Here is a 21,795-nt window from a genome sequence, read left to right on the forward strand (position 1 = left end):
ATCCCGGATCAGTTCCCGTTGGCGCGGTCGACTTCCGCCCAGATCGTCGAGCTCATGCCGTAGAGCTTGATGAAGCCCTCGGCTTCGGCGACGCCCCAGTCGGCGGCCTGTGCGTAGGTAGCCTTGGCCGAGTGCAGGAGGTTCTTCGACTCCACCTTCACCGCGTACACCGAACCGCCGCGGGTTTCGATGATGACCTTGCCGTCCACCTTGCGCTGCGTGGAGACGAGGTAGGCCTCGAGGTCGGCCTTGATCGGATCGTTGAAGAATCCTTCGTAGGCCACTTCAGTCCACTTGCGACCGATTTCCGGCTTGAAGCGGTTCTGCTGCTTGGACAGCACGGTTTCTTCCAGCGCGCGATGCGCGGTGAGCAGCGCGGTCAGTGCCGGTGCCTCGAAGACGATGCGACCCTTCAGGCCGATATTGGTGTCACCGGTATAGAGGCTGCGACCGACGCCGTACTTCGCCAGCTCGCGATTGAGGAAGCCGAGGATTTCGGGACCGGAGGCCGGCTTGCCGTTAAGCGTTACGGCCGTGCCCTTCTCGAAGCCGAGTTCCACGCGCAGTGCTTCGGACGGCCATTCGGCGCGCGGTGCGCACCAGCCGACCGCACCCTCGCCCGGAATTTCCCAGGCGTCGATCTCGCCGCCGGAAATCGTCACGCCGAGCACGTTCTCGTTGATCGTGTAGTGCTTGGTCTTGGCGCGGACTTCAAAGCCCTTGTCTTCGAGATACTTCTGCTCATAGGCGCGCACCTGGGTGTGCTCGCGCTGGATCTCGCGGACGGGCGCGATGATCGTGTAGTCGCCCAGCGCGCGCACGGTCAGGTCGAAACGAACCTGATCGTTGCCCATGCCCGTGCAACCATGCGCGAAGAACTTCGTGCCGAGCTCGTCGCAGCGCTCCAGCGAGGCCTTCACGATGAGGTAGCGATCCGAAACCAGCAGCGGGTACTGGCCCTGGTAGAACTCACCCGCCCAGATCAGCGGGGTGACGAAGCTGTCCCAGATCGCCTGCGAGGCGTCGACCGTGCGATGCGAGGCCGCGCCGAGTTCATGCGCGCGCTGCTCGATGTACTCGCGCTCCTCGACCGACACACCGCCGGTATCGACAAACACGGTATGCACGGCATAGCCGCGTTCCATGAGGTAGGGCACGCAGAAGCTGGTGTCGAGGCCGCCGGAGAAGGCGAGGACGATATCTTGGGTGGACATGAAGGCTCCGAAGAAGATTGCTTAAGAAGAAGTCGTTAGAAGGAAAGGCAAATCAGAAACCGAGGCCGGACTTCTCGCCCGACGACTGAGAAATGAGCGAAGCCATGACCGCCTTCTGCACGTGCAGGCGGTTTTCGGCTTCATCGATGGCGATGCAGGCCGGCGAATCCATCACCGCGTCCGTCGCCTTGATGTTCCGGCGTAGCGGGAGGCAGTGGCTGAAGAGGCCGTTGTCGGTCAGGGCCATCTTGGCCTCGTCGACGATGAAGTGCTTATTGGCTTCGCGGATCGCCTTTTCTTCGTCCCAGCGACCGAAGTAAGGGATGGCGCCCCAGCTCTTGGCGTAGATCACGTGGGCGCCGCGATAGGCCGACTCGATGTCGTGCGACACCTGGAGCGAGCCGCCGTTCTCCTTCGCGTTCTGCTTCGCGAAGTCCATATAGCGCTCGTCGAGGATGTACTCCGGGGTCGGGCACAGCAGGGTCACGTCCATGCCCATCTTCGTCGCGATCAGCAGCGCCGAGTTGGCCACCGCGGTGTTCAGCGGTTTCGGGTGGTACGTCCAGGTCAGCACGTACTTCTTGTTCTGCAGGCTACCCAGGTGCTCCTGCAGCGCCATGGCGTGCGCCAGCTCCTGGCAAGGATGGGTGATGGTCTCGAGGTTGATCACCGGTACCGTGGCGAACCTGGCGAACGACTCGAGCACCTTGTCCTGGCGGTCCACCGCCCAGTCGACGAACTTGGGGAAGGCGCGCACGGCGATGATGTCCACGTAACGCGACAGCACGCGAGCCACCTCAGCGATGTGCTCCTCCGTATCGCCGTCCATCACCGAGCCGATCTCGAACTCGATCGGCCATGCGTCCTTGCCCGGCGACAGCACGATAGCGTGGCCACCCAACTGGAAGGCACCCAGTTCGAAGCTGGTCCGCGTGCGCATGGACGGGTTGAAGAACATCAGCGCGATCGACTTGCCGGCCATCTGCTGGCCCTGCCGCGAACGCTTGAACTCCGCCGCCTGTGCGAGCAGGGCGTCGATCTCGGCGCGGCTGTAGTCCTGGGTGGAGAGGAAGTGGCGAACGGTCATGGCGGTCCAGATCGGTCGGTGGCCTTGGGGGCCGTGGAAGAATGTGAGGAAGGCGGGAAATCAGGAATCGGAAACAAAAAAACCCGGCGCAGGGCCGGGTTTTTTAGTCGATGCGTATGAAAAGCGCGCGACAGCCTACCCGGCCGAGTGTCCGATGTACGGTCGACGAGCACGCGAGGTCATCCCTGCGGCCATTCGGGCGCTGGTGAAGACGACGGCGGTGTAGACGGTATGGGACACGGCAAGGTCTGGAAAAGTGGAACGGCGATCATGCCGGGATTTGGTGCGACGCGCAAGAAGGCCAGGCGATGGGCGAGCCGCGTCAGCGGCGACGAGGCCAAGTAGGAGCCGCTTCAGCGGCGAAAAACCAACGGAGCGGTGATGCCAGACACCCATCGCCGATGAATCGGCTCCCACAGAGAGCATCGCCGATGAATCGGCTCCCACAACAAACAAAGAAGGCCGCGATTTCTCGCGGCCTTCCGATGAATCGCCCTGTAGCCGACTCAGTCAGCCGGCGCGACGCTCACGCGGACGCGGAGGCGCTCGCCCGGGTCGTAGTTCAGGCGCGAGACGTAGACCTCACCGCGGTAGCGGTATTCGACGTCGTAGCCGGCGATGCGACGCTGCTCGGAGACCGAGCTGACGTCGCGGCAACGGGTTTCCGTGCCCTGGTAGGTACGGTCGCCCTGATGGGAAATGTTGTTGCCCACGGCCCCGCCGGCAACCGCACCGACCACGGTGGCGGCCTTGCGACCATCGCCCTTGCCGATGGTATTGCCGAGCACGCCGCCGACCACGGCGCCGAGGATGGTGCCGGCGGCAGAGTTACCGCTGGACTCCTGGCGGACGACGGGCTGGTCGTAGCACTCCTGTCGGGGGGTCTCGACGCGCGCGACACCGTAGACCGGATCGACGCGAAGGACGTCGGCCCAGCCGAAGTGGGTGTTGTCGTCCGGACCCTGGGCAGGGCCGGGCGGCGGACCCGGCGGCGGACCGTAACGGCCGTCCTGGGCACTGGCACCGGTAGCGAATACCGCGAGGATGATCGCGGGGATGAGCAGGCGAGACATTTAGGAGAACCTCCAGCCAGGCGCACAGAACGCCTACTGGTTGCATTTCATCAAGTTCACGCTGAATCCACGCTTAGAACCGCGTGCATTGCCTTCACATTGTCATGTCAACCGAATTCCGCCCCGCGCGTACGCCGCAGGCCGGGCCGGGCTTGCTAATATCTCCGACCGGCCGCCCGCCGCGCCCGTCCACGGATCCCCGATGCCGATCTCGCTCTACAACACCCTGTCGCGCCGCACGGAAGCGTTCAGCCCGCTCGATCCGCAGCGGGTGACCATGTACGTCTGCGGGCCCACCGTCTACAACTACATCCACATCGGCAATGCCCGGCCGCCGGTGGTCTTCGACGTGCTGGCACGCCTCATCCGCCGCCACTATCCGAAGCTGGTCTACGCCCGGAACATCACCGACGTGGACGACAAGATCAACAACGCGGCGGCGGCCGCGGGCGTGCCGATCGGCCAGATCACCAGCCGTTACGCCAAGGCCTACAACGAGGATCTGGCGCGCCTCGGCGTCGCCCCGCCCGATGTCGAACCCTACGCGACCGACCATATCCCTCAGATCATCCGCATGATCGAGCGCCTCATCGCCGGCGGGCACGCCTACGAGGCCGAAGGGCACGTGTTGTTCAACGTCGAGTCCTTTCCTGCCTACGGCGCCCTTTCGGGCCGTGATCCGGACGAGCTGCTGGCCGGCGCGCGGGTCGAGGTCGCCCCCTACAAGAAGAGCCCCGGCGACTTCGTGCTGTGGAAGCCCTCGGACGAGACCCTGCCCGGCTGGGACAGTCCCTGGGGCCGCGGCCGCCCTGGCTGGCATATCGAGTGCTCGGCGATGAGCGAGGCCCACCTGGGCGAGACCATCGACATCCACGCCGGTGGCGTCGACCTCACCTTCCCTCATCACGAGAACGAAATCGCCCAGAGCGTCTGCGCCCATGGTGGCAAGCCATTCGCCCGCTACTGGATGCACAACGGCATGCTCACCTTCGACGGGCGTAAGATGTCGAAGTCGCTCGGCAACGTGCTTCAGTTGCACGAGCTGCTTGGCAAGCACCCTGCCGAAGCGCTACGCCTGATGCTGCTACGCGGCCATTACCGGCAGCCGCTGGACTGGTCCGATGCCGCCATGACCCAGGCCGTGCGCACGCTCGACGGCTGGTACGGCGTGCTGCGTGACATGGCGGATGTGGATGCGGGTGCGTCGGTGGTGCCGCCGGTCGTCGAGGCGGCGCTGTGCGACGACCTGAACACGCCCCAGGCCCTGGCCGAGATATCCCAGCTGGCCGACAATGCGCGCCGCGCCACGGGTGAGGAGCGCGCCCCGGCCAAGGCCGCCCTGCTCGGCGGTGCCGCGCTGCTGGGTTTGCTGGGTGAAGATCCCGAGGCCTGGTTCCGCCAGGGCAACCCGGGGGAAGCCATTGACGCGGCTGCCATTGAGGCCTTGCTCGAAGAGCGTCGCGCCGCCCGCGCCGCGAAAGATTTCGCGCGCTCCGATGCCATTCGCGATCAGCTCAAGGACCTGGGCATCGCGATCGAAGACAGCGCACAAGGCACGCGCTGGAGTGTGGTGAAGGCATGAACGAACCCCAGGAAGCCACGGCCGCCGAGGCCCAGGCCACCATTGCCGAAGAATTCGCCTTTTTCAGCGACTGGACCGAGCGTTACCAGTACCTCATCGATCTCGGCCGTCAGCTTGCGCCATTCCCGGACGCCAGCAAGACGGAAGAGAACCGCGTACACGGCTGCCAGTCCATGGTCTGGCTGATCCCCTCGGGTGATGCCTCGAAGATGCATTTCGACGCGGCAAGCGACTCGGCGATCGTCTCCGGGCTGATCGCGCTGATGCTTCGCGTTTATTCAGACCGCTCGGCACGCGAAATCGTCGATACGGAGCCCTCCTTCGTGCAGGAGATCGGCCTGGCCAAGCACCTCTCCCCCACGCGCTCCAATGGCCTGGCGGCCATGCTGGCCAAGGCCAAGGCCTACGCCGCCGCCACACTGGCGGGCTGACACTGGCGGGCTGACACTGGCGGGCTGACACTGGCAGGCTGACATTGGCAGGCTGACATGTGGGAGCCGCTTTAGCGGCGAATGGGGGCTCGCGGCAGACTGGCCCGCTGCCGCAGGATCGCCGATGAATCGGCTCCTACAAGGGCAAAAAAAACCCCGCATGGCGGGGTTTTTTCTTTATCGCAGGGACAACAGACTTAGTCGCCCATCTGCTTCTGCAGGTGCTCGCGGCGCTCCTGCGCGTCGAGCGTCAACGTGGCGATCGGGCGGGCGTCGAGGCGCTCCACACCGATTTCCTCGTCGGTCTCTTCGCAGAAACCGTAGCGGCCTTCCTCGATCCGGCGCAGGGCCTTGTCGATCTTGGAAATCAGCTTGCGGTAACGATCGCGGGTACGCAGTTCGAGCGAGTTCTCGGTCTCGCGCGTAGCGCGCTCGGCCTCGTCACCCACGTCACGAACTTCCTCGCGGAGGTTGTCCATGGTCTGGCGGGATTCCTCGACGAGCTGCTCACGCCAGTCTTTGAGCTTGTTACGGAAATAAGCGAGGTGACGAGGACTCATGTACTCCTCGTCACTGCCCGGCTTGTAGCCCTTGGGCAGGTCGATGACAGTCGAAGCCGGCAGCGCGTAGCGGCCGTCCTCGCGCGTGATGCCGTTATCGGCGGTATTGGAAGCTGTGCTGTTCATGCTGGATTGAGCGGACTTCTCGTTTCTGGATGAGGTAGCGCTGCCCACCGCGGACGCTGTCCGGGGTGTCACAGCAGCAACGGCCGATGCCGTGCGACCCTTGACGGGTGGCGCGATATCGTTGGCCGGGGCGATTTTCTTCGCCGCCGGCGCGGGTGCGGGCGGAGCCTTGACCGGCGCCGCGGGTGTCTTCTTGGCAGTCGCCGCCTTCACTGCGGGCGCCGCCTTCGTCGGCGCGACGGGGGCGGCCTTCTTGGCTGGAGCCTTCGCCACGGTCTTTGCTACCGCCTTTGAAGGCGCTTTCGGAGCCACCTTCGGAGCCGCCTTGGTCGTTGCCTTGACCGGCGCGGCCTTCGCGGGCGCCTTCTTGGCGGCAACCTTGGCCACCGGTTTCGCGGGAACACTCTTCGAAGGCGCGGACTTTACAGGAGCCGCCTTCTTCGGAGCCGTCTTGGCCGAGGTCTTCGTCGCGGGCTTGGCCGCGGCGCTGACCGCGGTCTTCGCGGGTACCTTTGTCTTTACCACGGCCGTAGCCGTCCTGGCCTTACTCACATCACCGGCTCCGCCTTTTTTGGCGGTGCCCTTGGCAGCTGCGGAACTACGAGCGATTTTCGCCATTTCCTTCACCTCGGTGGCCGTGGCGGCGGGGTGTTATAGCCCAGATGCGTTAGCCCAGCAACCTATCTTCTGGGATACTGTCGGCTGGCTGATGCCGGTCGACCCCGGACTGAAAAGTGACCCGCCTCCTACTATTCCTTCTGTCCCTCTATAAACGTTGGCTGAGCCCGCTTCTCGGGGCCCGCTGCCGGTTCCATCCATCCTGTTCCGATTATGCACGGGTTGCCATAGCCCGCTTCGGTCCGGTGCGCGGCTCCGTGCTTGGCGCATGGCGCGTTTGCCGTTGCCAGCCCTTCTGCGAAGGTGGCATGGATCCCGTACCCGAACACTTTGTCCTGCGCCGGTGTGGCGCCCAAGGAGTACATATTCATGACTGACGCCTGGCTCATCAAGAACGCCGAACTGATCAACGAAGGCCGCCGCTTCAACGCCGACGTACGTTTGCGCGATGGAAAAATCGCGACCATCGCCCAAGGTCTGGAAAAAGAGCGTGACGAAGAAGTGATCGATGCGTCCGGCCTCTGGTTGCTGCCAGGCATGATCGACGACCAGGTGCATTTCCGCGAGCCGGGCCTCACCCAGAAGGCCGACATCGCCAGCGAGTCCACCGCTTGCGCGGCTGGCGGCATCACCAGCTTCATGGAAATGCCGAACACCAGGCCCCCGGCACTGGACCGCGATTCGCTCGAGGCCAAGTACACGCGCGCCTCCGAAACGTCTCGGGTCAACTACGCTTTCTATATGGGCGCCAGCAACGACAACCTCGAGGCCATTCGCGCACTCGACCCCAAGGCGGCCCCCGGCATCAAGGTGTTCATGGGCGCATCGACCGGCAACATGCTGGTCGACAACCCGGAAACCCTCGACCACATCTTCCGCGACGCGCCCACGCCGATCATCACGCACTGCGAAGACACGCCGATGATCGACGTGAATCTCGCCAAGGCCCATGAGGTGTACGGCGAAGACATCCCCGCCCGCGAGCATCCGCTCATCCGCTCGCGCGAGGCCTGCATCAAGTCGACCAGGCTGGCCATCTCGCTGGCGAAGAAGCACGGTACGCGCCTGCACGTGCTGCACATCTCCACGGCCGACGAGCTGGCCCTGTTCGAGCCCGGCCCGATCGAAGGCAAGAAGATCACCGCGGAAACCTGCGTGCACTTCCTGCATTTTGCGGCGCCGGACTACGAGCGCCTCGGCTTCCTGATCAAGTGCAATCCGGCGGTCAAGGACGTATCGGACCGCGAAGCCATCATCAAGGCGCTCGCCGAAGGCCGTCTGGATGTATTGGCTACGGACCATGCGCCACATCTTCTCGAAGAAAAGGCGCAGAAATATGACAAGGCGCCGTCCGGTCTTCCGCTGGTGCAGTACGCACTGCAGGCAGCACTTGAGCGTGTGTTCGAAGGCAAGCTGACCCTGGAGCGCGTTGTCGAAGCGATCTGCCACGCGCCAGCCAAACTGTTCGACGTGGAAAACCGCGGATTCCTGCGCGAAGGCTATGCGGCCGACCTGGTTCTCGTGGACCCGAAGCGCAAGCACACCGTCGTTCGCGAGGAAGTGCTGTCCAAGTGCGGCTGGTCCCCGTTCGAAGGCGAGACCTTCAGCAGCAGCATCGCTTCGACCTTCGTCAACGGCCAGCGCGTGTGGGACGGCAAGAAGGTGGACGAGAGCGTTCGTGGCCAGCGGCTGACGTTCGACCGATGAGGAAAGTCGTAAGTGCGATCGCCACCATGATCCTTTCCGTCACGGCCAGCGCGGCCGTGACGGACCTGCCCTCCAGCGTCTCCCAGGGTGGCCTCGTCATCGGCCACACCGCTCCGGGCTCGCGTGTCATGGTGGGCGGCAAGCCGGTTCACGTTGGTGCGGACGGGATCTTCGTGTTCGGCGCGGGGCGCGATGAACAAGGGCCGATCGAGGTCGTCGTTGGTGGTGCCCGGCACACCCTCAGCGTGACACCGCGCGACTGGCCGATCGAACGCGTCGAAGGCGTGCCGCCGGCGACGGTGAATCCGCCGCCGGAGATCGCGGCCCGGATCCAGCGTGAACAGGCCGAAGTGGTCGCCGCGCGCGATCGCGACGACACGCGCGAGGACTTCGCGCATGGCTTCATCTGGCCGGTGACGGGTCGGATCAGCGGGCGCTTCGGCAATCAACGAATCTACAACGGCGATCCGAAAGCACCGCATTCGGGCATGGACATCGCCGTGCCGCAGGGCACGCCGGTGAAGGCGCCGGCCGACGGCATCATCACCTTCGCCAGGCCTGACCTCTACCTTACCGGTGGCACCGTACTGCTCGATCACGGCTTCGGCCTGTCGTCGAACTTCCTGCACCTGTCGCGGATCGATGTGAAAGTGGGCCAGCACGTGCACCAGGGCGAGGTGATCGGCGCCGCCGGCATGACCGGCCGGGCGACCGGACCTCATGTGCACTGGGGGTTCAACTGGTTCGGCGTGCGGCTGGATCCACTGCTGTTGCCGGGGATCCGGTAACGAAAAGGCCCACCTGACGGCGGGCCTTTCGCATTCTGTAGGAGCCGATTCATCGGCGAATGGGTACTTGCGGCATCCTGGCCCGTTGCCACGGGGTCGCCGATGAATCGGCTCCTACAACAGCTCGCAGCCCTTCAGCGGACCTTGGAGGCGAACGCCACGGCGTCGTGCGGGTGAAGGCTTTCGTGGTGCGCCACGCGCACGTGGAAGTCGGCGACGCGCTTGTCGGCGTCGAGGGTCTTCTGGATACGGCGTGCCGCGTCTTCGCAGAACATCAGGTTGCTGCCGTTGGCGAGGGCGAAAGCCTGCTCGTCGGCGCGCTTGACCGCCGTCTGCACCGGCGTGCCGAGGGCGGCTTCGACGTTGTCGATCATGTCGATCAGCGGGAAAACGCCCTCGCCCAGCGGACGCACGCGGATCGTCGCCGTGCTGCGCTGCGCATGCGGCGTAGCGATGATGCCCTGCTCCGTACCCAGCCAGGCCAGGATGGTGTCGCGGTCCAGCGCGTTGTCCGCCGAGAACGTCTTCGCGAAGTTGTCCTGGATGAGCTGACGCGACAGTGCCGCCGACGCCGGGCATGTGGACGAATAGACCACGTCGGTAGTGATCTCGATATTGAACTTGCCGCCGCGGAGGGTGGCGCAGATGGTGATCGGGTACGAGCGCCAGCCGCTGTTGTCGCTGCGGAGGGCGCGGCGGCGAACCAGATGCTCGAAGCCGATGGTGATTTTCGCGTGGTCCGACAGGCCTTCGTGCGAACTCAGGAAAGAGCCGAGCAGGTCACGGACGCCGTCGATGGTCAGCGGGCCCGCGGAGAGCGCTTCGGAGACCAGCAGGTACAGGCGCGACATGTGGATGCCGCGGACCTCCGGTTTGTTCAGGTTGACGAAAGCGCCCACGCGCGCGCCGGTCGAACGGACATCGCCGTCCCCGGCGTCGAACTGAACGGGCATCTCCATGCCATCCATGCCGACCCAGTCGAGTGTGCCGATGGCGAGGGCATGCTCCTGCGACGCGACATCGGGCAGCAGGCGGGTCGGGGAATCTTGGATATACATCGGGGTGATCCTAGGGGACGTGCCGTTACCGGCTTACCGTGACCGAAATGGGGATGTTGAGGATTGGCTCAATGGTCCGCGCATGGAAACGGTCCGTTCAGCCGAATCGCCCCGCATGCCGGGCCGCCAGCCAGGCCCGGATAGCCGTGGCCGGTCCGCTGCGCGACTGCCGTAAGTGCAGTTCTCGGAAGGGTTCGGTTGCCTTGGCCGCCGCACGAGCCGTAGAAAGCGCCGTGCGCCCCTCCAGGCCACGAAACGTACTCAGGGGCTCGCCAAGCGCCAGGGCCTCGCGCAGGCCCGCCGCAAGCTCCGCCAGCTGGGCCTTCAGGGCCTCGCGTCGCGCCGGCGTGTCGTCCTTGAGCTGGCCGCGCGACAACCCGTGCCGGGCCAGGCGCGACATGGGCAACGGCAGGCGCTCGCGCTCGGCATCGAGCTCCAGGCGCGATAGCGCGAAGACCAGGTGCGACAACGTGGCAATACGTGACGCCGCCTCGACCGGCGCGTCCGCGCCGAACCACCAGGCATTCTCGAGGGCGGCCAGCGCGCCATGCATCCCGCGCGAGGCGGTCACCTGGGCGTTGAAATCCGACGGCGTGCCCTGCTCCAGCTGGGCCATGGCGGCGAGCACCGGCGCCAGCCAGCGGTCGGCCGGCACGCGGCGGGCGCGTTCGTCGGCGAACAGCTGCTTGGTCAACGGGTGCCTACCACCGCTCGCGGCGGCACCGGACAGTTCCTCCGCCCACCACTGCAGTTTCGCCGCGGCGACCTGCGGTTCGCGAACACCATAGGCCGAAGCGATCAGTTCCTGCTCGAACGCGGCGAGCGCCACGTGCGCATCGCGCACGGACGCGTCGACGAAGGGCAACGCCACGCGCTGCTGCGGCTGTACCGCCAGCCATTTGTCGACGAAGCTCTGGGTCGCACCGTCGGTCACGCGGGAATCTCCCTCACGCCCAGCAGGGCGGCGAGCTCTTCCACACTGTCGAGCACGACATCGGCATCCCACGTATCCGGGTCGCCGCCATCGAGATAGCCCCAGCGCACGGCCACGGTGAACAGGCCGGCGGCGCTGCCGGCCTGGATGTCGCGGCGATCGTCACCGACGAACACCGAGCGCGCCGGGTCGCAGCCTGCGATCGCACAGGCGTGCAGGACAGGCGCCGGGTCGGGCTTCTTCACCGGCAGGGTATCGCCCGACACCACGGCAGAAGGCTTCCAGTGCGGCGCCGCCTGCGGCAACAACCCGTCCGTGAGGAACCCGGGCTTGTTGGTGACGATGCCCCAGCGCACGCCGGCAGTGTCGAGTCCGGCAAGCATGGCCTCGACGCCGTCGAACGGCACCGTGTGTCGCGCCATGTTCGCCTCGTAGATTTCCAGGTAGCGCGGGACCAGCGCCAGCAGGCGCTCCGCGTCGATATCAGGAAAGCCCACCGAGATAATCGCTCGCGATCCACGCGAGACCACCGGGCGTACGCGTTCGTAAGGCGGCGGGGCCACGCCCTGCTCCGCGCACAGATCCATCAGCGCGCCGTGCAGGTCGAGCGCACTGTCGAGCAGGGTACCGTCGAGGTCGAAGAACACCCCGTCCAGCGTGAACGGCAAACGGTTCACCCGACCTTCCTTGCGCTGAGCACGTAGTTCACCGCCGTGTTCGACGACAGGCTCGCATTGCGCGTGAGCGGGTTGTACGCGAGACCCTTGATGTCCTCGATCTCCAGGTCGAAGCGGCGCAGCATGCCAGCCACTTCCGAGGGTTTGAGGAACTGCGCGTAATGGTGCGTGCCGCGCGGCAGCAGGCGCATCAGGTACTCAGCGCCGAGGATCGCTGCGCCGAAGGCAGCCGGCGTGCGATTGAGCGTCGACAGGAACAACTGGCCACCTGGCTTGAGCATGGCGGCGAGATCGCCGATGAGCGCGGCCGGATCGGGCACGTGCTCAATCATCTCCATGCAGCAGACCGCATCGAATGACGCTGGCTCCGTCTCGGCCAGCTCCGTCGACGACTGCACGCGGTAGTCCACCTGCAGGTTCGACTCGAACAGGTGCAGTTTGGCGATCTCGATCAGCTTGGCACCGAGATCGATCGCGGTAACCTGCGCACCGGCGCGCGCGAGCGCTTCGCTGAGCAGGCCGCCACCGCAACCGACGTCGACCACCTTCGCGCCACGCAGGTTCACACGGCCGGATACGTAGGCAGCGCGCACGGGATTCAGATCATGCAGCGGACGGGATTCACCATCGGGATCCCACCATCGCGCGGCGAGTTTCTCGAACCGCGCGATCTCTTCCGCGCTGACATTGGCGTTGGTTTGCATGGTTCAGCCCTCGGGCGCGAAGCGACGCACGCGCCATTCGTGAACGGTGAGCGTGGACGAGCCACTGGTGTGCAGGGGATCGCCATGGGCCAGTTCCGTCGCCGCGGCGAGGTTCGGGGCACGCACGATGTATGCGCCGCCGGTGCCGTCGGTGAACGGGCCGGTCATCTCGAGCTGGCGCTTCGCGATGAGACCGGCGAGAAACGCCTGGTGCGCATCACCCGCGGCGGCCTGGAACGCGGGCGTGCGGATGACGAGGACCAGGTACAGGTGTTCGGAATCGCTCACGCTTCCTCCTCCGAGGCGATGATCTCGCGCCAGGCGCGCGCCTTCGAGAGGATGCGCGCCTTGTCGATGCCGACGAGCTCGCCGTCGGCCAGCTTGCGCTGGCCATCGATCCACACATCGCTGACCTGATGGCGGCCCGTGGCGTAAACCAGCTGAGACGCCACATGGTAAAGCGGCTGCGTTTCGAGCGCGTCGAGACGCACCGCCGTGAGGTCAGCCCGCTTGCCCGGCTCGATGGAGCCGACGCGGTCCCCAAGGCCGATCGCCTTCGCGCCATTGAGGGTGGCGGCGCGCAGCGCGAATGCGGCGTCGAACGCCGCGGCGTCGCCGGCAACAGCCTTGGCCAGCAGGGCTGCGGTACGCATCTCGCCGAACATGTCCAGATCGTTGTTCGAGGCACAGCCGTCGGTGCCGATGCAGACGTTCACACCGGCAGCACGCAGCTTTTCCGCCGGGCAGAAGCCGGAAGCCAGCTTGAGGTTGGATTCCGGGCAATGCACCACCGACACGCCGGCCGCAGCGCAGGCCGAAATTTCGTCGTCGTTGAGTTGGGTCATATGCACGGCGACGAGGCGGTCGGTCACGATGCCGAGTTTCTGCAGGCGTTCGAACGGACGTACCCCATCCTTGTCCTTGCCCTGCTGCACTTCCAGCGCGGTCTCGTGCGTGTGCAGGTGGATCGGGATGTCGAGTTCGTTGGCCAGATCGCGGATCCGCACGAAGTTCTCGTCGGATACGGTGTACGGCGCATGCGGCACGAAGGCCGTGGTCAGCAGCGGTTCTGCCTTGAGCGACTCATGCACTTCGAGCGCGCGGCTGAAGTATTCGTCCGAGGTTTTCGCCCAGGGTGTCGGGAAGTCGATCACCGGCAGGCCGATCACCGCGCGAAAGCCCATCTGCTTATAGGTCGCCGCGATGACGTCGGGAAAGAAGTAGTTTTCGTTAGCGCAGGTGGTGCCGCCGCGAATCATCTCGGCTACGGCCAGTTCCACGCCGTCGCGGATGAAGTCGGGCCCCATCACACGCGCCTCAGCGGGCCAGATGTGGTCCTGCAACCAGGTCACCAGCGGCAGGTCGTCCGCGAGCCCGCGCAGCAGGGTCATCGGATTATGGGTATGCGCGTTGATCAGGCCCGGAATGAGCGCATGCTCGGGCAGCTCGATGCGCTCGCGCGGCGCATAAGCCGCCCGCGCTTCGGCGACCGGCAGCACCGCCAGGATCTCGCCGCCGCTGATAGCTACGGCATGGTCGTCGAGCACCACGGCGTGCGGTTCGATGGGGACGACCCAGCGGGCTTCGATGAGGAGGTCGATGTCGATGGGGCTGGAAGTCATTGCTGCCTCAGGGAAGCGTAAAAAAAACGGCACGGCGCCCAGGAGGGCAGCCGTGCCGATCGATGCATCAGACGCTGCGCCTTACTTGACGCGGCTGTCGTACTCGCCGGTGCGCGTATCGACCTTGATGATTTCGTCCTGGTTGACGAAGAGCGGCACGCGAACCACGGCGCCGGTTTCCAGGGTGGCCGGCTTGCCGCCGCCACCCGAGGTGTCGCCGCGCACGCCAGGATCGGTTTCGGTGATCTTGAGCTCGACGAACTTGGGCGCCTGCACGGCGATGATGTTGCCGTTGAACAGCGTGACCACGCACTCTTCCTCGCCCTTCAGCCACTTCCAGGCATCACCCATGGCGGCGAGGCTGGCGCGGTGCTGCTCGAACGTTTCGCTCTGCATGAAGATCCACTCGCGATCGCTGCCGGTGCCTTCGACGTACGAGAAGTGGGCATCGGTGTCGACGGCATCGGCTTCTTCGTACGAGTCGCTGGACTTGAGCGTCTGCTCGGTCGTGCGGCCGTCCTTGAGGTTGCGGATACGGATGCGGGTGAACGCCTGGCCCTTGCCCGGCTTGACGAAGTCCGCTTCGGTGATGATCCAGGGATCGCCGTTGTGGATGATCTTCTTGCCCGTTTTGACGTCGTTGAGGCCAAGCATGCCCATCTGTATCTGCTCCAGAGTTATATCCGCCCCGCTGGGCGGCTAAAATAGGGTCTGTCACGGGCTGCAGAGCCCGATCCAAGGTCCGCAATGATAACCGCAAGCCCCACTTCCCGCCTATCGTCGCCCGCTACGGGCTGGCGCGAACTATGGCGGGACGCCATCACGGACGCCGGAGAACTGCTGCAGGCCGTGGGCCTCGGCCACCGGACCGACCTCCTGCCGCCGGACGATGCGGGCTTCCCGCTGCGCGTCCCGCGGGGTTTCGTGGCCCGCATGCGCCGGGGCGACCCCACCGACCCCTTGCTACTTCAGGTATTGCCGCGCCGTGCCGAGCACGACGTGGCCGAGGGCTTCACGGTGGACGCCGTGGGCGACATGGCGTCGCGGGCCGGTCACGGCGTGCTCCACAAGTACGATGGCCGCGCCCTGCTGATCGCCAGCGGCAGCTGTGCCGTCAATTGCCGCTACTGCTTCCGCCGGCATTTCCCCTACGGCGAGGAGATCGCGGCGGCCGCCCAGTGGCGTGAGGCACTGGGCCTTGTGAGGGCCGACCCGAGCATCCGCGAGCTGATCCTGTCGGGCGGCGACCCCCTGTCCCTGGCCACGCACAAGCTCGAGGAACTCACCCGCGGGCTGGCCGACATGCCCCACGTGATCCGCCTGCGCATCCACACCCGCCTGCCCGTGGTTCTGCCCGAGCGCATCGACGACGCCTTCACCGACTGGCTGACCGCACTGCCCCTGCAAAAGGTGGTGGTACTGCATGCCAATCACGCCAATGAGTTCGACGCCTCGGTGGACGCCGCCTGTGCCCGGCTGCGATCGGCCGGCGCCACCCTGCTCAACCAGTCGGTGCTGCTCAAGGAAGTGAACGACGACGCCGATACCCTCGTAGCGCTGTGCGAGCGGTCATTCGCCGCCGGCGTGCTGCCCTACTACCTGCACCAACTGGACAAGGTAGCCGGGGCTGCGCATTTCGAGGTATCCGACCAGCGCGCCCTGGGGCTCATGGAAGCGCTTCGGGGCAAGCTCCCTGGCTATCTCGTCCCAAAACTCGTGCGCGAATTGCAGGGCGACCCGTCCAAACGCCCCGTTGCCGAATTCGCGCGTTAGTATGGGCTTCATCCGACCAGCATGACCTGGCCGGACCGCGTTGGGGGGAGCGGGCCGTCACCGGTTCGCAGGGTAGCAAGCGGCTTTTCGGAACGGCATGAAACACGACAACGTCATCAGGATTCTCTTCATCGAAGACTCGGTGGAAGACGCCGAACTTTTGATCAACGTACTGCGTAACGGCGGTATCGCCGTGCGTCCGGCCCGCGCGACCAACGCGGCGGAAATCCAGGCAGCCCTGGACGAACTGGTGCCTGACCTGGTGCTGATGAATCCCGGCGTGCCGGGCATCGACGCCGTAGCGGTCACGCGCCAGCTGGATTCGAGCGGCCGCGACCTCTCCTTGATCGCCGTGGTCAACAGCCTCAGCGACGATAGCGTGGCCGACCTCTTCGCCGCTGGAACACGCGGCGTGGCGCTGCGCAAGCGGTCCGACCAGGTCCTGGCCGTGGTCCAGCGCGAGTTCGAGTCCCTATCGACGCGTCGCCAGGTGCGTCGCCTGGAAACCTCGCTGCGCGAGACCGAGCGTCGCTGCGATTCCCTGCTCGACTCCTCGCGCGACGCCATTGCCTATGTCCACGAAGGCATGCACGTCCGCGTGAACCAGGCCTACCTCGAGGCCTTCGGCTTCGCCGAGTTCGACGACATCCTCGGGCTGCCGATCCTCGATTTGATCGCCGGCACCCACGCGGACGACTTCAAGGGCGTCCTGCGCGGCCTGTCCAAGGGCGATAAGACCCCGCCTCCGCTGGAACTGCTCGCACGTCGCGACGACGGCGGCACCTTCAAGGCCCTGGTCGACTTCGCACACGCCACGTTCGAGGGCGAAGCCTGCCTGCAGATCGTGTTCCGCCAGCAGATGATCGACGCCGCCCTGGTCGCCCAGTTGCAGCGGGATTCCGTCACCGGCCTGTTCAACCGCGCGCGCACGCTCGAGCACATCGACGAAGCCGTGGCTGCCGCGGCTGCCGGGCGCGAGGGTCAGGCCATGCTCCTGCTCGAGCCGGACAACTGGAAGGAAATCGTCACCAGCGCGGGTATCGGCAACGCAGACAAATTGCTCGCCGCCATCGCCACGAAGATCAATGAATCCATCGACGACGAAGATGTCGCCGGCGTGCTCGGCGACCACACGCTCGGCCTGATCCTGGCGCCACGCGGCGACCTTGAGCACGCCGCGCTCACCGAGCGCCTGCGCACCAGCATCGCCGAACACATCATCGATGCGGGCACGCGCTCGCTCAATGTCACGATCACCATCGGCGGCACGCTGATCGCCGAGAAGAACGCCAGCACCGAGGCTGTGCTCGAACAGGCCAGCGCAGCGCTGCGCAACGCGCAGAACCAGGGCGGTAATCGCGTCGAGCTGCACGACCCCAGCGCCCGCGAGAAGGCGGACGCCGAGCGCGAGCAGTACTGGCTCGACCTCGTGCGCCATGCGCTGTCGACCGATGGCCTGCGCCTGTACCACCAGCAGATCATCAGCCTGCAGGATGCCGCCGGCGAGTTCTACGAGATCCTGGTGCGCATGCGCGGCCCGAAGGGCGACGTCCTGCCCTCGTACTTCTTCCCCGTGGCCGAGCGCAACGGCCTCCTCCCGGCGATCGACCGCTGGGTGCTTGGCCACGCCATCGATGCCCTGGCGCACCGCGAGAACGACGGACTCACCACGACCTACTTCGTGAAGATGACCCTGCAATCGCTGGAAGACCCGGACCTGCTGCCCTGGCTGTGCCGTCGCCTGGAAACGGCAAAGCTGCGGCGCAGCACCCTGGTCATCGAGATGCCGGAGTCCAAGGTACTTACCAGCCTGCGTCCTACCCAGGAGTTTGTGGCCGGCTGGCGCAAGTCGGGCGGTGCCTTCGCCATCGAACAGTTCGGCTCGGGCCTGAACTCGTTCCAGATGCTCAACCACGTCGAGGCCGATTTCCTGAAGATCGACCGCAGCTTCATGACCGACCTGCCGCAGCATCCGGAAAATCAGAAGAAGATCGCCGAGATCTGCAAGGAAGGCCACTCGTCGGGCAAGCAGACGGTCGCCGAATGGGTCGAGGACGCCGTGAGCACCTCGTTGCTGTTCGCCTGCGGCGTGGACTTCGTCCAGGGCAACTTCCTGCAGGAGCCGGCCAAGGTGCTCGCCGAGGAATACATGCCCGTTTGAGGTGGGAGCTTGCTCCTGTAGGAGCCGATTCATCAGCGATTGTAGGAGCCGATTCATCGGCGATCCCGCGGCAGCGGGCCAGGTTACGGCAAGCACCCATCGCCGCTGAAGCGGCTCCCACAACGAGCCCACCCACCAAAGATCCAGACACAAAAAAGCCCGCGATGGTTCGCGGGCTTTTTCTTTGCGCGTGCTGCAGCCCGATTACTGGGCGGCGGCAGCGGCGGCCTTCTTCGCGACCTTGGCGGCAGCGGCGGCGGCCACGTCTTCCTTGATGCGGGCAGCCTTACCTTCCAGACCACGGAGGTAGTACAGCTTGGCGCCGCGGACCTTGCCCTTGCGCTTGACTTCGACCGAGTCGATAGCGTGGCTGTGCGACTGGAACACGCGCTCGACACCGGTGCCGTGCGAAATCTTGCGCACGGTAAAGGCGGAGTGCAGACCGCGGCTACGCTTGGCAATGACGATGCCTTCGAACGCCTGGACGCGCTCGCGAGCGCCTTCCTTGACCTTGACGTTGACGATCACGGTGTCGCCAGGACCGAATTCCGGCAGCTGGCGGATGATCTGCTCGGCTTCGAACTGTTGGAGAAGTTTGTTCATGGCACACCTGTCAATTTTCGTTACGGCGGTCGATATCGGCCGCACCGTTTAGCCGTGCATACTCACGGCGGAATTCATCCAGCAATGCCCTCGATTCATCATCGAGTGCACACTGCGTTAGCAAGTCCGGCCGGCGCAGCCAGGTACGACCCAGCGACTGCTTGCGACGCCAGCGGCGGATAGCCGCGTGATCGCCGGAAAGCAGCACCTCCGGCACGCCGCCCCAAACATCGTGATGCTCGGGACGGGTGTAATGCGGGCAATCCAGCAGACCATCCGAGAAGGAGTCCTGCTGGGCGGACTGTGCGTCGTTCAACGCACCTTCCTGAAGACGACCTACCGCATCGATAACCACCGCTGCGGCAAGCTCCCCGCCAGACAGCACATAATCGCCGATTGAGAGCTCCTCGTCGACCTCGTGCTGCAGCAGGCGTTCGTCCACGCCCTCGTAACGTCCACAGACCAGGGCAATTCGCGGCATTTTTGCCAGCGCCTCCACCCTACCCTGCGTCAGCCGCGCACCTTGCGGGCTGAGGTAAATCACGTGCACCGGTTCCGGTGCGGCCTCACGAACCGCTGCAAGCGCCGCTCGCAAGGGATCGATCAGCATCACCATGCCCGGCCCACCGCCAAAAGGGCGGCCGTCCACGGTGCGATGCCTGTCGGGAGCGAAGTCGCGAGGGTTCCAGGTTTCCACCTGTAACAACTCGCGCTGCTGCGCCCTGCCGACCACCCCGACCGCGGCCGACTGGCGGACGAAATCGGGAAACAACGAGACCACATCGATACGCATGACTGGAATCGCTGCTCTAGAACTCGGGGTCCCAGTCCACCACGATGCGCTGGCCATCGAAATCGATGGAGTGCACGTAGGGGCCCTGGACAAACGGGATAAGCCGCTCCCTTTCACCGTCCTTCACCACCATGACGTCATTGGCGCCGGTGGCGAATAGATGGTTCACCCGTCCCAGGACAACGTTCTGCGTGGTGACGACCTCGAGACCCTCGAGATCGGTCCAGTAGAACTCGCCCGGTGCGGGCGGCGGCAGCACATCACGCGAAACCGTAATTTCGCAGCCGATCAGTGCGGTCGCCTGGTCGCGATCCTCGATGCCCGGAAGGGTGGCCACCAGGCCCTTACCTTGCGCGCGTCCGCGGATCCCGTCGATCTCCTTCTCCACACCCGGCGCGGTCAGCAGCCATGGCTGGTATTGGAAGATCTGAATACGGGGTTCGGTCCAGCTTTCGAGCTTGACCTGACCCTGCACGCCGTAGAGCCCGACAATGCGCCCGAGCCGGACGCGCTTACCGAGCTCTGTCGACATCAAGCAGCCAGCTTGCCGGCTTCCTTCACGAGGGCACGGACCTTATCGGTCAGCTGTGCACCCTTCGCCACCCAGGCCTGGACCTTGGCAACGTCGAGCTCGAGACGCTTATCAGCGCCCGAAGCGACCGGGTTGTAGTAGCCCACGCGCTCGATGTTGCGACCATCGCGCTTGTTGCGCTGGTCGGTCACGACGACGTGATAAAACGGACGGCCCTTGGCGCCACCGCGCGAAAGACGAATCTTAACCATATTACGAGCTCCAGAATTGCCGGGTGCCGGCAGGCGCGCGCTAGATGCGGGCGCGGTAAACCCGGCATTTTAGCGAAAGTTGTAGAAAATGGAAGGGGTTTAGCGCATCGGCGGCATACCGCCGCCCATTCCGCCCATACCGCCCATGCCCTTCATGGCACCACGCATCTGGCGCATGAGGCCCTTGCTGCCGCCTTTGGACAGCTTGGACATCATTTTTTCCATCTGCATGAACTGCTTGAGCAGGCGATTGACGTCGGCCGGCTGGGTGCCGGAACCGCGGGCCACACGGGCCTTGCGCGAACCGTTGAGGAGATCCGGGTGACGGCGCTCCTTCTTGGTCATCGACCCGATGATCGCGACCATGCGCTTCAGTTCGTTGTCGTTGACCTTGGATTTGACGTTGTCCGGGAGGTTGCCCATGCCCGGAAGTTTGTCCATGAGACCGGCCAGACCGCCCATGTTCGCCATCTGCTCGAGCTGATCTCGCATATCGTTGAGATCGAAACGCTTGCCCTTCATGACCTTCTCGGCCAGCTTCTGGGCTTTCTCCTGGTCGACCTTGCGCTCGACTTCCTCGACCAGCGACAGGACGTCGCCCATGCCGAGAATGCGTTGGGCGAGGCGATCCGGATGGAACGGCTCGAGGGCGTCGGTCTTTTCACCGGCGCCGATGAACTTGATCGGACGGCCGGTGATGTAGCGCACCGACAGCGCGGCACCGCCACGGGCGTCGCCGTCGGTCTTGGTCAGGATCACGCCGGTGAGCGGAATCGCGTCGGAGAACGCCTTGGCCGTCGTGGCCGCGTCCTGACCGGTCATGGAATCGACCACGAAGAGGGTTTCGATGGGATCGAGCGCCGCGTGCAGCGCCTTGATCTCGTCCATCATCGCTTCGTCGATATGCAGACGGCCGGCGGTATCGACCAACAGGACGTCGATGACCTCGCGGCGGGCCGCGGCGATCGCGGCCTTCGCGATGTCTACCGGGCTCTGCCCCACTTCCGAGGGGAAGAACGAGACGCCGACCTGTTCGGCCAGCGTGCGCAACTGTTCGATGGCGGCCGGACGATAAACGTCGCAGCTGACGACCATGACGCGCTTCTTCTTCCGCTCCTTGAGGAAACGGGCGAGCTTGGCGACCGTGGTCGTCTTGCCCGCGCCCTGCAGACCCGCCATCAGCACGATGGCCGGCGGCGTGGCAGCGAGGTTGAGCTCCGTGTTGGCAACGCCCATGACGGTGGTCAGTTCGTCGCTGACGACCTTGACCAGCGCCTGGCCCGGCGAAAGGCTCTTGAGCACTTCCTGGCCGACGGCGCGAACTTTCACGCGTTCGATCAGCGCCTTCACCACCGGCAAGGCCACGTCGGCCTCGAGCAGGGCGATACGGACCTCACGGAGCGCCTCGCGAATATTTTCTTCGGTCAGCCGGCCGCGACCACGCAGGCGGTTGACGGTATCGGAGAGGCGTTGGCTGAGCGATTCGAACATGGCGAGTCGA

24 protein-coding genes are annotated in these 21,795 nt (G+C 65.1%); 8 read left to right on the top strand and 16 right to left on the bottom strand.

Going from position 1 to position 21,795, the window contains the following annotated elements:
• Nucleotides 1-8: 8 nt before the first annotated feature.
• From C8J98_RS20275 to C8J98_RS20285, 3 genes are all read right to left on the bottom strand, one after another.
• Entirely contained in the window at nucleotides 9-1,214 is a 1,206-nt protein-coding gene (locus C8J98_RS20275; protein WP_107915446.1) for an argininosuccinate synthase, read from the bottom strand.
• 52 nt (nucleotides 1,215-1,266) lie between these two features.
• Nucleotides 1,267-2,301 (bottom strand): N-acetylornithine carbamoyltransferase, encoded by a 1,035-nt coding sequence (locus C8J98_RS20280; protein ID WP_107915448.1) that lies wholly within the window; start codon nucleotides 2,299-2,301, stop codon nucleotides 1,267-1,269.
• 506 nt (nucleotides 2,302-2,807) lie between these two features.
• The gene (locus C8J98_RS20285) at nucleotides 2,808-3,374 is read right to left on the bottom strand and encodes a glycine zipper 2TM domain-containing protein (protein ID WP_107915450.1); all 567 of its coding nucleotides are present in this window, start codon (nucleotides 3,372-3,374) and stop codon (nucleotides 2,808-2,810) included.
• A 202-nt stretch (nucleotides 3,375-3,576) separates the two neighbouring features.
• Between C8J98_RS20285 and cysS the strand changes: the two genes are divergently transcribed.
• Together cysS and C8J98_RS20295 are read left to right on the top strand one after the other, a co-directional pair.
• The gene (gene cysS / locus C8J98_RS20290; RefSeq protein WP_107915452.1) at nucleotides 3,577-4,956 is read left to right on the top strand and encodes a cysteine--tRNA ligase; all 1,380 of its coding nucleotides are present in this window, start codon (nucleotides 3,577-3,579) and stop codon (nucleotides 4,954-4,956) included.
• Complete coding sequence (locus C8J98_RS20295) at nucleotides 4,953-5,387, top strand: SufE family protein (RefSeq protein ID WP_107915454.1); 435 nt, start codon at nucleotides 4,953-4,955, stop codon at nucleotides 5,385-5,387. Before cysS ends, C8J98_RS20295 begins: the two co-directional genes overlap by 4 nt.
• A gap of 197 nt (nucleotides 5,388-5,584) precedes the next feature.
• On the opposite strand, the gene dksA is transcribed toward C8J98_RS20295, so the two are convergent.
• Nucleotides 5,585-6,073, bottom strand: coding sequence for an RNA polymerase-binding protein DksA (dksA, locus tag C8J98_RS20300; RefSeq protein WP_107915456.1), 489 nt, complete (start codon nucleotides 6,071-6,073; stop codon nucleotides 5,585-5,587).
• A gap of 91 nt (nucleotides 6,074-6,164) precedes the next feature.
• On the opposite strand from dksA, the gene C8J98_RS20305 reads away from it, so the two are divergent.
• From C8J98_RS20305 to C8J98_RS20320, 4 genes are read left to right on the top strand one after another with little or no spacing between them, the layout of a single operon-like run.
• The gene (locus C8J98_RS20305; RefSeq protein ID WP_158272769.1) at nucleotides 6,165-6,845 is read left to right on the top strand and encodes a hypothetical protein; all 681 of its coding nucleotides are present in this window, start codon (nucleotides 6,165-6,167) and stop codon (nucleotides 6,843-6,845) included.
• The gene (gene yidD, locus C8J98_RS20310; protein WP_107915461.1) at nucleotides 6,808-7,068 is read left to right on the top strand and encodes a membrane protein insertion efficiency factor YidD; all 261 of its coding nucleotides are present in this window, start codon (nucleotides 6,808-6,810) and stop codon (nucleotides 7,066-7,068) included. Before C8J98_RS20305 ends, yidD begins: the two co-directional genes overlap by 38 nt.
• Nucleotides 7,061-8,398 (top strand): dihydroorotase, encoded by a 1,338-nt coding sequence (locus tag C8J98_RS20315; RefSeq protein WP_107915463.1) that lies wholly within the window; start codon nucleotides 7,061-7,063, stop codon nucleotides 8,396-8,398. The genes yidD and C8J98_RS20315 overlap by 8 nt, the downstream gene beginning before the upstream one ends.
• A gap of 26 nt (nucleotides 8,399-8,424) precedes the next feature.
• On the top strand, nucleotides 8,425-9,186 hold the full coding sequence (locus C8J98_RS20320) for a M23 family metallopeptidase (protein WP_233260322.1): 762 nt from the start codon (nucleotides 8,425-8,427) through the stop codon (nucleotides 9,184-9,186).
• Between the two features lie 134 nt (nucleotides 9,187-9,320).
• Here the strand turns inward: C8J98_RS20320 and folE2 are convergent, their stop codons facing one another.
• The 7 genes from folE2 to efp form a co-directional block, all read right to left on the bottom strand.
• Nucleotides 9,321-10,244, bottom strand: a complete 924-nt coding sequence (gene folE2, locus C8J98_RS20325; protein ID WP_107915468.1) for a GTP cyclohydrolase FolE2 — start codon at nucleotides 10,242-10,244, stop codon at nucleotides 9,321-9,323.
• A 97-nt stretch (nucleotides 10,245-10,341) separates the two neighbouring features.
• Complete coding sequence (locus tag C8J98_RS20330) at nucleotides 10,342-11,178, bottom strand: squalene/phytoene synthase family protein (RefSeq protein ID WP_107915470.1); 837 nt, start codon at nucleotides 11,176-11,178, stop codon at nucleotides 10,342-10,344.
• Nucleotides 11,175-11,855: a phosphoglycolate phosphatase gene (gph, locus tag C8J98_RS20335; RefSeq protein WP_107915472.1), complete on the bottom strand. Its 681-nt coding sequence runs from the start codon at nucleotides 11,853-11,855 to the stop codon at nucleotides 11,175-11,177. Before gph ends, C8J98_RS20330 begins: the two co-directional genes overlap by 4 nt.
• On the bottom strand, nucleotides 11,852-12,559 hold the full coding sequence (gene ubiG, locus C8J98_RS20340; RefSeq protein WP_107915475.1) for a bifunctional 2-polyprenyl-6-hydroxyphenol methylase/3-demethylubiquinol 3-O-methyltransferase UbiG: 708 nt from the start codon (nucleotides 12,557-12,559) through the stop codon (nucleotides 11,852-11,854). Before ubiG ends, gph begins: the two co-directional genes overlap by 4 nt.
• 3 nt (nucleotides 12,560-12,562) lie before the next feature.
• Nucleotides 12,563-12,847: a YciI family protein gene (locus tag C8J98_RS20345; RefSeq protein WP_107915477.1), complete on the bottom strand. Its 285-nt coding sequence runs from the start codon at nucleotides 12,845-12,847 to the stop codon at nucleotides 12,563-12,565.
• The gene (locus C8J98_RS20350) at nucleotides 12,844-14,181 is read right to left on the bottom strand and encodes a TRZ/ATZ family hydrolase (protein ID WP_107915479.1); all 1,338 of its coding nucleotides are present in this window, start codon (nucleotides 14,179-14,181) and stop codon (nucleotides 12,844-12,846) included. Before C8J98_RS20350 ends, C8J98_RS20345 begins: the two co-directional genes overlap by 4 nt.
• An 81-nt stretch (nucleotides 14,182-14,262) precedes the next feature.
• Nucleotides 14,263-14,841, bottom strand: coding sequence for an elongation factor P (gene efp / locus C8J98_RS20355; protein ID WP_107915482.1), 579 nt, complete (start codon nucleotides 14,839-14,841; stop codon nucleotides 14,263-14,265).
• 87 nt (nucleotides 14,842-14,928) lie between these two features.
• On the opposite strand from efp, the gene epmB reads away from it, so the two are divergent.
• A complete protein-coding gene (epmB, locus tag C8J98_RS20360; RefSeq protein ID WP_107915484.1) occupies nucleotides 14,929-15,954 on the top strand; it encodes an EF-P beta-lysylation protein EpmB in 1,026 nt (341 codons plus the stop codon).
• Between the two features lie 97 nt (nucleotides 15,955-16,051).
• Entirely contained in the window at nucleotides 16,052-18,115 is a 2,064-nt protein-coding gene (locus C8J98_RS20365; protein ID WP_107915486.1) for an EAL domain-containing protein, read from the top strand.
• Nucleotides 18,116-18,319: 204 nt separating this feature from the next.
• Here the strand turns inward: C8J98_RS20365 and rplS are convergent, their stop codons facing one another.
• The 5 genes from rplS to ffh form a co-directional block, all read right to left on the bottom strand.
• Complete coding sequence (gene rplS, locus C8J98_RS20370) at nucleotides 18,320-18,718, bottom strand: 50S ribosomal protein L19 (protein WP_107915488.1); 399 nt, start codon at nucleotides 18,716-18,718, stop codon at nucleotides 18,320-18,322.
• A 10-nt stretch (nucleotides 18,719-18,728) separates the two neighbouring features.
• The gene (gene trmD / locus C8J98_RS20375; protein ID WP_107915490.1) at nucleotides 18,729-19,511 is read right to left on the bottom strand and encodes a tRNA (guanosine(37)-N1)-methyltransferase TrmD; all 783 of its coding nucleotides are present in this window, start codon (nucleotides 19,509-19,511) and stop codon (nucleotides 18,729-18,731) included.
• A 16-nt stretch (nucleotides 19,512-19,527) separates the two neighbouring features.
• On the bottom strand, nucleotides 19,528-20,043 hold the full coding sequence (rimM, locus tag C8J98_RS20380; RefSeq protein ID WP_107915492.1) for a ribosome maturation factor RimM: 516 nt from the start codon (nucleotides 20,041-20,043) through the stop codon (nucleotides 19,528-19,530).
• Complete coding sequence (rpsP, locus tag C8J98_RS20385; RefSeq protein WP_063573145.1) at nucleotides 20,043-20,294, bottom strand: 30S ribosomal protein S16; 252 nt, start codon at nucleotides 20,292-20,294, stop codon at nucleotides 20,043-20,045. Before rpsP ends, rimM begins: the two co-directional genes overlap by 1 nt.
• 99 nt (nucleotides 20,295-20,393) lie before the next feature.
• Nucleotides 20,394-21,785 carry a signal recognition particle protein gene (ffh, locus tag C8J98_RS20390; protein WP_107915494.1) on the bottom strand — a complete coding sequence of 464 codons (1,392 nt, stop codon included), beginning with the start codon at nucleotides 21,783-21,785 and terminating at the stop codon, nucleotides 20,394-20,396.
• Nucleotides 21,786-21,795 lie beyond the last annotated feature (10 nt).

It is taken from the genome of Luteibacter sp. OK325 (genome assembly GCF_003050935.1).
Classification (GTDB): Bacteria; Pseudomonadota; Gammaproteobacteria; order Xanthomonadales; family Rhodanobacteraceae; genus Luteibacter.